We start from the raw sequence: 13,239 nt of genomic DNA, 5'->3' as shown, positions 1-13,239 counted from the left end.
ACATAGCAATAAGCAACCCCCCGTCAGCATGACGGGGGGTTGCTGTAAATATAGGAAGCAATAACTTTTTAAAACATCAGCTCCAAAAACTCCTCCAGCTCCACCGGACCAAGATAAGGCGTCAGCTCAACTCCCGCCAGCGCCTCCCGCACGGAGCCCGGTTCGTACCGGATTCCGGCCAGCAGCTCTTCCAGCTCGCTGACCTCAGCCGTGCCGAAAAAGTCGCCATAGATGGAAGCCCGCTCGATCCGCCCTTGCGCTACGTTAAGGCGCACATCGTAGGTGCCGGCGCTAAGCCGTTTGACCTGCCGCATGTTAAACTCCGGCGAACGCCCGTAATTCCAATCCCAGCTCCTATAGCGCTCCTCGGCAATGCGGCGCACGCCTTCCCAGTCGGCCTCAGTCAGCTCGTACGTTTGCACCGGCTCGCCTTTGTACAGAAAACCCAGCAGGCGGGAGCGGAACTGCTCAACCGTCATTGGCTCCAGCAGAAACTCCGAAATGTTGGCGACGCGGCTGCGCACCGACTTCGTCGACTTGGATTTGAACTTTTCCGGGTTCACCTTTAGCGCGGCTGCGACATGGGAAATGTCCGATTGGAACAGCAGCGTGCCGTGCGTGTACATCCTTCCGCGGGTCGCGAACTGCGCCGTGCCGGATATTTTGCGCTCGCCGACCTGGATGTCATTACGGCCGCTCAGCTCAGCCTCAACGCCCATAGAATGCAGAGCTTCGATAACCGGCTGGGTGAATTTGCGGTAATTGCGGAACGATTCTCCGTCATCCTTCGTGATGAAGCTGAAGTTCAGGTTGCCATGATCATGATAAACGGCTCCGCCTCCCGACAGGCGGCGGACGACATGCAGCCCGCGCTCCTGCACGTAATCCTCATTGATTTCCTCCAGCGTATTCTGGTTTTTGCCGATTATAATGGAAGGCTCATTAATATAAAAAAGCAAATAATCGTTATCGGCCGGAAGATGACGGAGCACATACTCCTCCAGTGCCAGATTAAGGGACGGATCGTGAAGATCCCCGTTATGAACAAACAGCATGCGTTTTCCTCCCATTCATGTGCACAAGTTCACCACATGTTTAACTGTACCATATGCAAAGACGCAGCCCAAACCAGGCGCACTTTGCGCGGATGCCAAAAGGCCCCATCCCACATAGAGCGGGATGGGACCATAACGGGCTGTTAGCAGCAGTCAGCATGGAGCGCTGCCTGTGAACGGCTTAATAAAGCGAAATCGTCAGCGTATCCTTCTCGTTGATCGTATGCAGCGTTGCTTCACTGCCGGTAATTTCTACGCTGATAAGGGAAAGGATGCAGCTTTTCAGCGCGTTTTTGCCGGTAAGCAGCTTGCGGTTCAGCACCTCGCCGAGTTTATCGAGAGCTTTTTTATTGTTTTGCTCCGTAACGTAAACGGGGATGTTTTTATTTTGAAAAGAAATTAAGGTTCTCATAGCCTCTCCACTCCAATTCTGATCAAGTTGTTCGTGCATGTATCGGTCCGGCTTAGTTGGTTAAATTGGTTATTCCTATTGTAACCAACTAAGATTAATAGATTCTTAAAAAACAATTATAAATTGGTTACAAGACCATTGACGCTCCGTCTGTAAAGCATCAATCGCATGCAATTTGTTTCTTTCGCAAAGTAAGTATAATCAACCTTGACAAAAGATGCAACAGCTTAAAGTCTGAATTTTATGACATTCTTGAGACGGGCGGAATAGCCGCGTTGTCTGGTCGTCTACATGTTCTTCATGAGCCGTTTGTTTCCTGCTATATCTGTGAGCCTAAATTGGATTTCTTTTCCTCCAAATACCGACAGAAAGCTTATCCGATGAATCTCCGCCCGGGCTTCCACATTTATGAACGAGCAGCCAGTCTCAGTCCTTTTTTGTCCAGTTCTTTATAAGTGAGAGAGTCGCTGTAGAAGCCGTATACACCTGCCGCTTCCAGACTGCGGACGGCTCCCGCTTCATTAATCGTATTGGCGTAAACGGGAACGCGCAGGGAGGCCAGCCTGCTAATAAAGGGGATGAGGCTTTCCACCCGTTCGCCCGGAATGGTAACGGCGTCGATGCGGTTGTTGGCACGGACAAAGTCCAGCACTTCCTCGTCCGAATCCTTCGACTGATAAAGCGTATATATATAGGAAGAAAAAGAATGAACCGATTCTACCCATGCGAGCATATCTCGGCTGTACAGCTGAGGAATAACTCGTGCGAGCACCTCTTCTTTGCCTTCTGCAGCCCGGATAATGGCCGAAAATTGCTGGCGGATTTCCTCAGGCGTTGTTCCCTTTGTATCGGTAACGATCCAAATATCCGGATAGTTTTGCATAAGCTCGGCGATTTGTTCAAAGCTCATCGCTTGGTACTTGCCAAGAATCGGCAGCTTCAATATTTGGTTCAGCTTAAGCGGCTTGTCCATCTCGGTTCTGGGCAAGCTTTGCTCAAACCGGTCGTACAGATAACTTCCCCAGTCATGGCGGCTGACTAAATATCCGTCCGTTGTCAGCTGCAGATCAACCTCAAACACGCGGTAGCCTTTGGCGTAGTTTTCCTGAAAAGCCTCTAGCGAATTTGTATACAAATTCTGATCCACCGAGCCCATCGCGTGGGCGATCAAAGCATGCGAAGTCCAAGCCGGCGGAGGCTGCCGATTCGTCATAACGGCGGGTTTGGCTCCGGATAAAAAGGGCGAGGCGCACAGCAGCAGCGCAAAGGCCGTAGTTGTTCCCTTTAACCATCTGTTCATGGCCTTTCCCTCGCTTTCTGGATGCGGTTTACCATTACATACCCGATTTAGCCGGTTTATATCCAAACGGGCTGGACATTGTCCGTCCGCTTGACTGGCCATACTTCATGGATTACCGTAAAGAAAGTGCGGCTTGGAGCCGGTAAAAGAAGCGAAGTCAAACCCGGTCCAGACGAACGTCGGGCTGGCCAATGACAAATGGTGATAGGATCGCCCTATGCGAGGAAAGGAACGTTTACAATGGGAACATTAATTAAATACGGCATTACCGGCGTATTGAACACGCTGGTGGATTATGCCGCTTTTTTTCTGCTCAGCTCGCTGTTTGGCGTTCATTATTTGATTGCCCAGACAATCAGCTATGCTTGCGGTACTGTGAACAGCTATGTAATGAATCGGAAATGGACCTTTAGGCGCACCGGCCGGGCAACTAAAGGAGAAATGTTAAAGTTTCTCGTCGTAAACGGATTAATGTTCGGATTATCAACCGCTGTTTTGGCTATTTTCCACGAAATTATCGGTTGGAATGCGCTCGTTAGCAAAGGAATTGCCATCGTTGCAGCGACCGGAGCCGGATTTTTAGCGAATAAGCTATGGGTTTTCCGGGATTCCGGTCCCTCGGTCCATGTGACTGAAGTCTCGAATCATGTCGAATCGAGTCCGAGAGAAGGATGAATTAGGACCTCTTCCTCTCTTATGATTCAGAAGTCCTTCCTAACATTTATGGGAGCTGCTGTTAAAATTGTTTCCAAAGTATGATTTCAACGATGCCGAGATGGAGCGAACCCGCTATGCAGCGGGTTTTTTTGTTGAAAAGCTGACAGGCGTCGTCATGAGTCTTAGGTCTGCTTCTGCTGACGCGGGAATGGAAGCTCTTTGGGAGAAAGGTAGCGCATACAAAACGATGAAACCGGAAACAGTTCTGAAAATTCTTTTTTTAAGATGCGGTTAAAATAGGAGCAGGGTACTTGAAAACGATTCTCAAAAATGAACAGGATAGCCTAATCCGAAACATGCCTTTCTTCCCTCTAGCTTTTGCTACTATCTGTGTCATAATCGTTACCAACAAGCTTCCGCATGTCGGAATTTGATCCGATAAGCTGCGGTTCGCTTGGCTAATCATGTCAGATCGTTGCGAAGACTGAAGATTCAGGGAGGATAATAAGCATGATGCTTCATCATCAAGCGGAATCTTTGTCGGGTGCAGAGAAGCAGGTAAGAGTACGCGCTTTTCTAGATAAGCTGGCGGAGGATAAAAGTTTAAACAAAGCTGGAGCGGCACAGTCTGCGATCAACAACGGGAGCGCTGCCGATATTTCGGGCTCCGTCGGATCGGTCAATGTAGCGGACGTGCTTACGGGGCTGCTGCGGGAACAGGGGCTGGGACGAAGTTCGGAAGAGCTTGTCGAGCATGTTTTGGAAGGCGGCAGCGTGGAGGCATTTCTGAACCGCAGGCAAAACGAGAGATAGAACAATACCATCTTTGCCTCTCTTTTTTTTGGCTCGTTGTTCTCGTTTTGAATAATTAACTTCTTTTAATAATTCGTTTAGAATTCTCATTTTTATTGGAGGCGACATCTTGGAACTTAAACACTACGCGTTCATGATCCGGAAAAGGCTGTGGCTCATTACGGCGATTGTCGTCATTAGCTGCTCGCTTGCTGCCACCTATTCCTATTGGTATGCCAAGCCGCAATATGAGGCGTCGGCGAAGCTGCTGGTCGGCCAAGTGAAGGACGGAGGCGGGCTGATGTCCAGCCTGGATCTGAACCTGATCAACAGCAACATTCAATTGATCAAAACCTACAAGGAAATTATCAAGACGCCGCGCATTATGGGAATCGTTGCCGAGGAATATCCCCAGCTCAATCAAACGGCCGGCGAGCTGGCGAGCAAGGTGACGGTCACCTCGGTCAACGACACGCAGGTCATGTCCGTTACGGCGCGGGATATGAGTTATGAAAATGCGGCGCGCATCGTCAACGCGGTGTCGGTCGTATTTTCAAACGAAATTCCGAAGCTGCTGCAGGTCGACAACGTGTCGATCCTTAACCAGGCCGACCCCAAGGCAAAGGCCGCTCCGGTTGCACCCAACGCAAAGCTGAACATCGCGATGGCATTTGTTCTGTCGCTGCTGGCGGGCATGGGCGTTGCCTTCCTGCTCGAATATCTCGACGATACGATCAAAACCGAAGAGGACGTGGCGGAAGCGCTCGGTCTGCCGGTGCTTACCGTTATTCCGAAGTTCAAGGAAAGCGAGGCGCAGCCGTCCGGCGGCAGCAGCCGCAATATGAATCAAATACCGGCCCCAGGCCGAGTGGGGAGGAAAAGCAATGTCTCGCTCGACGCGTAAATGGAGTCTCATTACGGAAAACAATCCTAAGTCGCCTATTTCGGAATCGTATCGGATGCTGCGGACGGGAGTTGAGTACGCCGGCGTTGATGAGCCGGTCGATCTGATTATGGTCACCTCCTGCAGAGCCGGCGAGGGTAAAAGCACGACCTCAGCCAATGTGGCGGTCACCTTTGCGCAGACGGGCCAACGGGTGCTGCTGATCGATGCGGATATGCGCAAGCCTTCCCAGCATCATATTTTCGGCGTGTCGAACCGGGGAGGCCTTACCGGTGTGCTGCAGGGGCGCTCCAGTTTGGAGCAGGGCATTCAGGAAACGTCCGTGGACAATCTTGATGTGCTGACGGCAGGACAATCGCCGCCTAATCCGTCCGAAATGCTGGGCTCAAGGGCGATGAGCACGCTGCTGGAGCAGGCCAAGGGCAAGTACGACCGGATTATTATCGATACCCCGCCGATCATGGCCGTTACCGACGCTCATATCGTTGCCGGCAAATGCGACGGCGTTCTGCTCGTCATTGACGCCGGAAAGGTGAAGAGCGACATCGCCCGCAAGGCGAAGCTGTCACTGGAAAGCGCGGGCTCGCGCATTCTCGGAGTTGTGCTCAACAACGTGGACCGCAGCAGCGGCGGCGGGTACTACTATTACTACTACGGCGGCGACGAGCAGCAAAAGGCTTAAGAATCAGCTCTCGCTTTCGGATAGCCGAAAAGCATTCATACATCATGGTGCAGCATACAGCATGAAACGCAGGGAACGGCGGTTCGACCGCCGAGGTCATGTCTCCTGCACCTTTATCACCGGAGGCACTCGGTCATGCTGTGGGCCAATCGGCCTTAGACGTTTATCGTCATTGGCATGATGTGAGGCGGGGTTTGATGCCCCTGATAGGTTTGTTTGTGTTGAAGCTTTAGCCTTTGTTAGGAATTGTGATGAAAAGGGAGCGGAGCCAAAGGGCGAGCCCGTAGAAGCGGCAGCGTTCGCCTTTAACGTCGGATTTCTACCTCAGCAGGAGGTTGAATTCAAAAAAATCCGAGGTTAACAGCGATCGGAGGGCCGGCCTTTGGCGCAGCGGGCATTTTTCAGTGACATTCTAAGATAAAAGAGAAAGGGTGAGCGGTATGCAAAAAGTAAGAAAAGCGATCATTCCCGCAGCGGGCCTTGGAACGAGATTCCTCCCGGCGACCAAAGCAATGCCGAAGGAAATGCTCCCGATTGTAGACAAACCGACCATCCAGTATATCGTCGAGGAAGCGATTGAGTCCGGCATCGAGGATATCATCATCGTAACGGGCAAGGGCAAACGCGCCATCGAGGACCATTTTGACATCGCGTTTGAGCTGGAGCATACGCTGCAGGAGAAGGGCAAGCTGGACATTTTGGAAAAGGTGCGCCGCTCGTCTAACGTTGAGATTCACTACATTCGTCAAAAAGAAGCCAAGGGTTTGGGCCACGCCGTCTGGTGCGCGCGCAACTTTATCGGCAACGAGCCGTTCGCCGTATTGCTCGGCGACGACATCGTGCAGTCGGATACTCCTTGCACAAGGCAGCTGATCGAGCAGTACGAGTTATCCGGCAAATCAGTCATCGGCGTACAGCCGGTCGGCATCGATCAAACGCATCGCTACGGCATCGTTGATCCGATTGGCCAAATCGAAGCTCCGCACGGACGTCTGCACGGCGTGCACCGTTTCGTTGAAAAACCTGCACCCGGTGAAGCGCCGTCCAATCTGGCAATCATGGGGCGTTACGTGCTTACGCCGGAAATTTTTGAATTCCTTGGCCGGCATGAAACAGGCGCAGGTGGAGAAATTCAGCTGACAGACGCAATCCAACGGCTTAACGAGAACCAAGGGGTGTTCGCTTACGACTTCGAGGGCGTGCGTTATGACGTCGGCGAGAAGCTTGGATTTATTTTAACGACACTTCAGTTCGCGATTCGCAGCCCTGAGCTACGGCATCCGCTGTTGTCCGAGATGAGCGAGATGGTGGAGCGCGAGCTTGGACGAGGGCTGCTGGCGGCGCGCAGAGACTAGTAAGCAGAGAGAGAAATGGAGTGGAAGCGATGAAAGTAACGGCAGCCATCTGTACCCACAACCGGGCGCGTGATACCCGCGAGGCGGTGCTGAGCGTACTGGAGCAGCAGTTCGATGAGCAGCAGTTCGAGGTGCTCGTTATCGACAACCGCTCAACGGACGGCACGGAGGCGGCGGTGCGCGGCATTCAAGCGATGCCGGGCGTTGGACCGCAGCGAGTCCGCTATGTGCGGGAGGAAAAACTCGGTTTGTCGGTGTCCCGCAACCGGGCGATTCGGGAAGCGAACGGGGACTATATTCTGTTCCTCGACGATGACGCCATCGCAAAGCCGGGCTGGATGGGAGCAATCGTTGACGTGTTTGAAAGCGATCCTTCCATCGGCTGCGTCGGAGGGCGGATCGACCCCGTCTGGGACGGCGGCGAGCCGGAGTGGCTGCCGGATGCATTCAAAACGCTGTATACCGTACTGGATTATTCGCCCCGGGTGACGGAAATGGAATTTCCGCGCATTCCGTTTGGCGCGAATGTAGCTTTCCGGGCGTCGCTGTTCCGGCAGTATGAGCCGTTCCGCGAGGATCTTGGACGCGTCGGCAGCAGCCTTCTGTCCAATGAGGAGAGCGAGCTGATCGGACGTATCCGCCAGAGCAGCCGGGTGTTCTACACGCCCTATGCAACCGTTGATCACAAAATCGACCGGAGCCGGATCAGCCGTAAATGGTTCCTGCGGCGTGTGTACTGGCAGGGCATCAGCGATGCTGCCAGAGGCGGACGCGGAGCCGCGTATCTGATCAAGCAGGCGCTCAAAATCGCTCCGTCCGCCGTGCTGCTGCTGTTCTCGCTGGCCAATCCGCGCAAGCAGATTGTGCAGCTGCGCAGAATCCAGTACAGCAACGGTTACATTGCGGGCAGGCTGGGCTGGTTCAAATAAGAGCCAAGAGTGAATGGCGGCCAAACGGGAGCCAAGTAAAAACGCTATATTTTTTTGTACCCACAAGTTCGCGTTATGAATAATTAAAGTTCGCAAAAGGAGGAGCATCCATGAGCACGGAAGCGGTCCGGCCGCCAGCCGGAGGCGCTGGCAGACAGCCGGTCCATAAATCCGGCGCAGGCCCAGCTTCTCCGCAGGACGGTTCCGCAGCAGAAGCGGCGGGCACCCGCCAGGACGATGGAGCTGGCGCAGCTAACCGTCCGTCCGGAGCTGCTTCAACCGGGATGGAGCTCGGAAGCAGCGCAGCGACGGCGAGAGTGGATGCTGCTGCTGGAGCGGCGGAGCGCCCGTCCGGAGCCGCTTCAACCGGCATTGCGCCCGGAGGAAGCGCTGCAGCGGCAGCTCAGCTTCCTGCAGGCCGTTCCGCTGCGGGCAAAGCGGGCCGCTTAAGCGCCAAGCTTGGCGGAGTGCTGCGAGGCAAAGGCTCGCTGGCGACGATTGCCCGCACGAGCGGAGCCAATGTGCTCATTATGCTGCTTGGCACACTGAGCTCCATTCTGACCGCCAGGATGCTCGGCGCGGAAGGCAAGGGCGAGCTGGCCGCCATTCTGTTCTGGCCAGCCTTTCTAGCCGGAATGACCGGCTTCGGTCTGCCGACGTCGCTCATTTATCAGGTGAAACGCGGCGCGCAGCTGCGGGAAACGGCGGCACTGGCCCTGTCGCTGCTGCTGCCGGTCAGCCTCATAACGGCTGCGGTCGCATGGATGTTCCTGCCGCAATGGATGGACGGCTACAGCGCTGAGGCAGTCCGCTCGGCGCGGCTCTACACCGTCCTTGCCGTTCCGATGGCGCTGGCGGTCAACCTGATTGCCGCCGCCGCGCAGGTTAAAGGCCGCTTCGGCGTTTACAACGGCATCCGGCTTTATGTGCCGCTGCTGAATCTGGCCGGTCTGGTCGGCTTATGGGCGGCCGGCTCGCTGACGATTCCGGCAGCAGCCATCGTTTATCTCGTTACAACAGCGATAGTCATCGCGTTGGCTCTGTTCGGAATGAGGGACGAGCTCGGGCTTGCCCCGCTGAAACGGATCTGGAGCCGCCGTGTGGCGAGACCGCTGCTCGGTTACGGCAGCCGTGTATACGGCACCGATCTGCTCGGCACGCTGTACGGCCAGTTCGACAAGCTGATTATTTTGGCGCTGCTGACGCCTCGCGATTTCGGGATCTACTCCGTCATCTTCGCTCTCTCTCGCATGTTTAACGTGGTGCAGAATGCGATAACGAGCGTTGTTTTCCCAAAAGTGACTGGCGCGAGCAAGGAGGTTGTCGTCGCTTCGGTCAGCCGGGCTTTCCGCCTGTCGATGCTGCTGATGCTGATCGCTGTTGTGCCGGCAATGATTATCGGCAACATGCTGATCGGGCTTGTGTTCGGTCCGGATTTTGCGGAGGCGGGCGCGGCGTTTTATCTGCTGTCCATCGAGTGTATTCTCGGCGGCGGCTCATGGATTCTCGCCTCGGCCTTTAATGCGATGGGGCGGCCGGGCATGGTGTTCGTGAGGCAAATCATTGCGCTGACGGCGACAGTCGGATTGTTTTTCGTTTTCACCCCGATGATGGGGCTGGAAGGACTGGCGCTTGCGCTGCTCTGCGGAGCGGTCATCCGCATGGCGGTATCCGTCGCCTCGATGAAGCTGCTGTTTGGCGTGCCGCTGCGCAGCATCGTATCCGGCCGGGAAGACCTGAAATTTTTGAAGCAAAGAATCCAGTCAAGAAGAAGGGCGGCAGCCGCCGCAGGAGAGGGAGCTGAAAGGGCATGAGCAAGTTCGAGCAGGGAGGGCCTCAGCAAGGCGCCGGCAAATCCGGGCAGCATCCGATGGAGCAGCTGAAGGAGAAGCTGTCGCTCATTACAAGGAGCATTCCACGGGGTTCGGAGATTATTTATATCGACTATCCCGTGCACAGCAATGGCGGAGACATTCTGATCATGAAGGGGACCGAGGCTTTTTTCAAAGCGTACGGCATCCGCGTCAGAGCCCGCTACAGCGTGCTGGATTTTCCGGACGAGCTGAACGTTCCGCCTGACGTCATCCTCGTTCTGCACGGCGGCGGCAACTTCGGCGACCTGTACGCCAAGCATCAGCTGCTGCGCGAGCGGATCGTGGAGCGTTACCCCGGGCACCGCATCGTCATGCTGCCTCAGACGATTTTTTATAAAAGCGAGCTGAACTTCGGACGGACGGCGGCTATTTTGAACCGGCACCGGGACGTGCATCTGTATGTGCGGGATTCCATCAGCTACGAGATGGCGCGCAAAAAGTTCAAAAACGTGCAGGTGTTCCTGTCGCCCGATATGGCCCATCAGCTGTACCCGATCGCGCAGCCGGAATCTCCGCAAGGAAGCACGCTGTTCTTTTTACGGACGGATATTGAAAAAACGCCGATGCAGGAGCGGCTGGAAAGCCAGAGCGGCGCACAGTCCGCCTCCTTGGATTGGACGAGCCTGTACACGCCGATGGAGCGGAAAGCGCTCGTGCTGATGATGAAGCTGTACCGTCTGCCGGGGGCGCGCAAGCCGATGCAGCGGATCTGGTATCAGTATTCGCAGTATTTGGTCGACAAAGCGATCCGGGAGTTCAGCCGTTACGAAAGCATCGTCACCTCGCGGCTGCACGGTCATATTCTCAGCTGTCTGATGGACAAGCCGAACGTGCTTCTGGACAATTCCTACGGAAAAAACACGAGTTATTATACCGCCTGGTCAAGCGGCGTTCCGGGTGCGGAGCTGTCCGCAGGCGAGGTTGCGAACTAGTCCAATTCAAATTCCAATAGGCGGGGGGTTGATAACTTGGCTTATCAAAAGAGGAGCGAAGAAGCGGCGGTTGCTGGAGCAAGCTGTCCGGCTCAGGAGCGGCAGCTTGTCCTATACGAGGGGATGAAGCGGGCGATGGACATCGTTTGCTCGCTGATCGGGCTTGTGCTGCTCAGTCCGGTGTTCGTCATGATCGGACTGCTGATCAAGCTGGAGGATCCCAAGGGCTCGGTGTTCTTTTATCAGACGCGGGTCGGCAAGGACGGCAAGCTGTTCCGCATGTATAAGTTCCGTTCCATGGTATCTAACGCGGAGGAGAAGCTCAAGGAGCTGCTGGCGCAGAACGAGGTTCAAGGCGCGATGTTCAAAATGCGCGACGATCCGCGCGTAACGCGGGTCGGCCGTTTCATCCGCAAAACGAGCATCGACGAGCTGCCGCAGCTGGTCAACGTGCTGCAGGGCAGCATGTCGCTCGTCGGCCCCCGTCCCCCGCTTCCGCGCGAGGTGGCAGAGTATACGCCTTACGACCGCCAGCGGCTGGATGTGACGCCGGGCTGCACCGGACTGTGGCAGGTAAGCGGCCGCAGCAACCTCAGCTTTGAGCAGATGGTTGAGCTGGATCTGAGTTATGTGCGGAATCGCTCCATCTTTATGGATGTGCGCATTTTGCTGCGCACCGTGCGTGTGCTGCTGGGCAGCAAGGATGCGTTTTGAGCAGACGTTGGAATTTCGGCTGAGCGCTTCGCTTAGGTGAGAAGTTCCGCTGATGCGGGCAGGCGCCGGTAAGGGCGTCAAACGACCTTAAGCGGAGCCGAAACGGCTGGATGGTCGCCGGTAAGGGCGTCAAACGACCTTAAGCGGCACCGAAACGGCTGAATGGTCGCCGATAAGGGCGTCAAACGACCTTAAGCGGCGCCGAAACGGCTGAATGGTCGCCGATAAGGGCGCCAAACGACTTTAAGCGGAGCCGAAACGGCTGAATGGTCGCCGATAAGGGCGTCAAACGACTTTAAGCGGGGCCGAAACGGCTGAATGGTCGCCGGTAAGGGCGTCAAACGACCTTAAGCGGCGCCGAAACGGCTGAATGAGCGCCGGTAAGGGCGTCAAACGACCTTAAGCGGCGCCGAAACGGCTGAATGGTCGCTGTTAAGGGCGTCAAACGACCTTAAGCGGCGCGCCAACCAAAGTTTGAGCAACTGGCTAACGTCATACCAGCAGCCAGCTTTTATAACAATGGACGAGCAAAGGAGCCCGAATGATGGACAAACAGGCAGCAATATACGTGGCGGGCCATCGCGGCCTGGCCGGTTCCGCGATCTGGCGGGCGCTGGAAGCCCGCGGATATACAAATCTGATTGGCCGTACGAGCAAGGAGCTGGATCTCCGGGAACGCGACGCTGTGGAGGCGTTTTTTGCAAGCCAGACAGTCGATTATGTGTTTCTGGCAGCGGCTAAAGTAGGCGGCATCGTCGCGAACAACGATTATTGCGGCGACTTCATCCGCGACAATCTGCTGATCCAGACCAATGTGATCGACGCGGCGCGCCGTCATGGCGTCAAAAAGCTGCTGTTCCTCGGCTCGACCTGCATCTATCCGAAGCTTGCGCCGCAGCCGCTGCAGGAGGAAAGCCTGCTGCGCGGCGATTTGGAGCCGACGAACGAGGCTTACGCCATCGCCAAAATCGCCGGCATCAAAATGTGCCAGGCGTACAACCGCCAATACGGCACGAAGTTCATCTCGGCGATGCCGACGAACCTGTACGGCCCGGGCGACAACTTCGACCTGGAAACGTCGCATGTGCTGCCGGCTCTGCTTCGCAAAATCCACGAGGCCAAAGAAGCCGGGAGCGCCGAGGTGGAGATTTGGGGCACGGGCAACCCGCGCCGCGAATTCCTTCATTCCGACGATTTGGCGGATGCTTGCCTGTTCCTGATGGAGCATTACGAGGGAGACGATATCGTCAACATCGGCGTCGGCGAGGACATCGCGATCCGCGAGCTGGCGGAGCTGATCGGCAATGTAGTCGGTTACGATGGCCGGCTGGCGTTCAACACTTCCCGTCCAGACGGCACGCCGCGCAAGCTGGTCGATACGAGCCGCATCAACGGCCTTGGCTGGCGGGCAGCAAAGCCGCTTGATGAAGGCGTCCGTGAAGTGTACGCGGGTTATCGCCAGGCGGTATTTGCCTAGAGAGGCCCGGCCGGTGCACAGGAGCCGCGCGTTGCGTTCAACAACCGGTTCTAAGCCGGTATGACGTCCGAGACGGAGCAGTTCTCAGGCGGCCACTCAAACTACCACCACCAGCAAACTGCGAACACAAGAACATCAACACAAATTAATCATCCA

14 protein-coding genes are annotated in these 13,239 nt (G+C 55.5%); 11 read left to right on the top strand and 3 right to left on the bottom strand.

Annotated elements, in window-relative coordinates; all coding sequences use genetic code 11:
• Positions 1-68: 68 nt before the first annotated feature.
• The 3 genes from M3223_RS12970 to M3223_RS12960 all read right to left on the bottom strand — a co-directional run bounded on the left by M3223_RS12970 (position 69) and on the right by M3223_RS12960 (position 2,767).
• Positions 69-1,055: a lipoate--protein ligase gene (locus tag M3223_RS12970; protein ID WP_251562030.1), complete on the bottom strand. Its 987-nt coding sequence runs from the start codon at positions 1,053-1,055 to the stop codon at positions 69-71.
• Between the two features lie 181 nt (positions 1,056-1,236).
• Positions 1,237-1,467, bottom strand: coding sequence for a 3-dehydroquinate dehydratase (locus tag M3223_RS12965; RefSeq protein ID WP_251562028.1), 231 nt, complete (start codon positions 1,465-1,467; stop codon positions 1,237-1,239).
• A 406-nt stretch (positions 1,468-1,873) separates the two neighbouring features.
• Positions 1,874-2,767 carry a phosphatidylinositol-specific phospholipase C/glycerophosphodiester phosphodiesterase family protein gene (locus M3223_RS12960; RefSeq protein ID WP_251562026.1) on the bottom strand — a complete coding sequence of 298 codons (894 nt, stop codon included), beginning with the start codon at positions 2,765-2,767 and terminating at the stop codon, positions 1,874-1,876.
• Positions 2,768-3,007: 240 nt separating this feature from the next.
• Here M3223_RS12960 and M3223_RS12955 point away from each other — a divergent pair, with 240 nt between their 5' ends.
• The 11 genes from M3223_RS12955 to M3223_RS12905 all read left to right on the top strand — a co-directional run bounded on the left by M3223_RS12955 (position 3,008) and on the right by M3223_RS12905 (position 13,083).
• Complete coding sequence (locus tag M3223_RS12955) at positions 3,008-3,442, top strand: GtrA family protein (protein WP_251562024.1); 435 nt, start codon at positions 3,008-3,010, stop codon at positions 3,440-3,442.
• A 67-nt stretch (positions 3,443-3,509) separates the two neighbouring features.
• Positions 3,510-3,719 (top strand): hypothetical protein, encoded by a 210-nt coding sequence (locus M3223_RS12950; protein ID WP_251562022.1) that lies wholly within the window; start codon positions 3,510-3,512, stop codon positions 3,717-3,719.
• Between the two features lie 215 nt (positions 3,720-3,934).
• Positions 3,935-4,237 (top strand): hypothetical protein, encoded by a 303-nt coding sequence (locus tag M3223_RS12945; RefSeq protein WP_251562020.1) that lies wholly within the window; start codon positions 3,935-3,937, stop codon positions 4,235-4,237.
• A gap of 109 nt (positions 4,238-4,346) precedes the next feature.
• On the top strand, positions 4,347-5,120 hold the full coding sequence (locus M3223_RS12940; RefSeq protein ID WP_251562018.1) for a YveK family protein: 774 nt from the start codon (positions 4,347-4,349) through the stop codon (positions 5,118-5,120).
• Positions 5,101-5,802 (top strand): CpsD/CapB family tyrosine-protein kinase, encoded by a 702-nt coding sequence (locus tag M3223_RS12935; RefSeq protein WP_251562015.1) that lies wholly within the window; start codon positions 5,101-5,103, stop codon positions 5,800-5,802. The genes M3223_RS12940 and M3223_RS12935 overlap by 20 nt, the downstream gene beginning before the upstream one ends.
• 440 nt (positions 5,803-6,242) lie before the next feature.
• Positions 6,243-7,157: a UTP--glucose-1-phosphate uridylyltransferase GalU gene (gene galU / locus M3223_RS12930; RefSeq protein WP_251562013.1), complete on the top strand. Its 915-nt coding sequence runs from the start codon at positions 6,243-6,245 to the stop codon at positions 7,155-7,157.
• 29 nt (positions 7,158-7,186) lie between these two features.
• Entirely contained in the window at positions 7,187-8,086 is a 900-nt protein-coding gene (locus tag M3223_RS12925; protein WP_251562011.1) for a glycosyltransferase, read from the top strand.
• A gap of 110 nt (positions 8,087-8,196) precedes the next feature.
• On the top strand, positions 8,197-9,900 hold the full coding sequence (locus M3223_RS12920; protein ID WP_251562009.1) for a lipopolysaccharide biosynthesis protein: 1,704 nt from the start codon (positions 8,197-8,199) through the stop codon (positions 9,898-9,900).
• Entirely contained in the window at positions 9,897-10,892 is a 996-nt protein-coding gene (locus M3223_RS12915; RefSeq protein ID WP_251562007.1) for a polysaccharide pyruvyl transferase family protein, read from the top strand. Before M3223_RS12920 ends, M3223_RS12915 begins: the two co-directional genes overlap by 4 nt.
• A gap of 36 nt (positions 10,893-10,928) precedes the next feature.
• Positions 10,929-11,606: a sugar transferase gene (locus M3223_RS12910; protein ID WP_251562005.1), complete on the top strand. Its 678-nt coding sequence runs from the start codon at positions 10,929-10,931 to the stop codon at positions 11,604-11,606.
• Between the two features lie 544 nt (positions 11,607-12,150).
• Positions 12,151-13,083, top strand: coding sequence for a GDP-L-fucose synthase family protein (locus M3223_RS12905; protein ID WP_251562003.1), 933 nt, complete (start codon positions 12,151-12,153; stop codon positions 13,081-13,083).
• The last annotated feature ends 156 nt before the right edge of the window (positions 13,084-13,239 follow it).

Origin of the sequence: Paenibacillus pasadenensis (genome assembly GCF_023715725.1) — a bacterium.
Classification (GTDB): Bacteria; Bacillota; Bacilli; order Paenibacillales; family Paenibacillaceae; genus Paenibacillus_O; species Paenibacillus_O pasadenensis_A.
The sequence above is the reverse complement of the archived record's forward strand: the minus strand, read 5'-3'. Positions and strand labels throughout refer to the sequence as shown.

What these genes read in the sequence shown, in the direction of transcription:
- M3223_RS12945 (WP_251562020.1), top strand. Translation starts at nt 3,935, where the DNA reads ATGATGCTTCATCATCAAGCGGAATCTTTGTCGGGTGCAGAGAAGCAG.
- M3223_RS12920 (WP_251562009.1), top strand. Translation starts at nt 8,197, where the DNA reads ATGAGCACGGAAGCGGTCCGGCCGCCAGCCGGAGGCGCTGGCAGACAG.
- galU (WP_251562013.1), top strand. Translation starts at nt 6,243, where the DNA reads ATGCAAAAAGTAAGAAAAGCGATCATTCCCGCAGCGGGCCTTGGAACG.
- M3223_RS12925 (WP_251562011.1), top strand. Translation starts at nt 7,187, where the DNA reads ATGAAAGTAACGGCAGCCATCTGTACCCACAACCGGGCGCGTGATACC.
- M3223_RS12960 (WP_251562026.1), bottom strand. Translation starts at nt 2,767, where the DNA reads ATGAACAGATGGTTAAAGGGAACAACTACGGCCTTTGCGCTGCTGCTG.
- M3223_RS12970 (WP_251562030.1), bottom strand. Translation starts at nt 1,055, where the DNA reads ATGCTGTTTGTTCATAACGGGGATCTTCACGATCCGTCCCTTAATCTG.
- M3223_RS12915 (WP_251562007.1), top strand. Translation starts at nt 9,897, where the DNA reads ATGAGCAAGTTCGAGCAGGGAGGGCCTCAGCAAGGCGCCGGCAAATCC.
- M3223_RS12965 (WP_251562028.1), bottom strand. Translation starts at nt 1,467, where the DNA reads ATGAGAACCTTAATTTCTTTTCAAAATAAAAACATCCCCGTTTACGTT.
- M3223_RS12905 (WP_251562003.1), top strand. Translation starts at nt 12,151, where the DNA reads ATGGACAAACAGGCAGCAATATACGTGGCGGGCCATCGCGGCCTGGCC.
- M3223_RS12955 (WP_251562024.1), top strand. Translation starts at nt 3,008, where the DNA reads ATGGGAACATTAATTAAATACGGCATTACCGGCGTATTGAACACGCTG.
- M3223_RS12935 (WP_251562015.1), top strand. Translation starts at nt 5,101, where the DNA reads ATGTCTCGCTCGACGCGTAAATGGAGTCTCATTACGGAAAACAATCCT.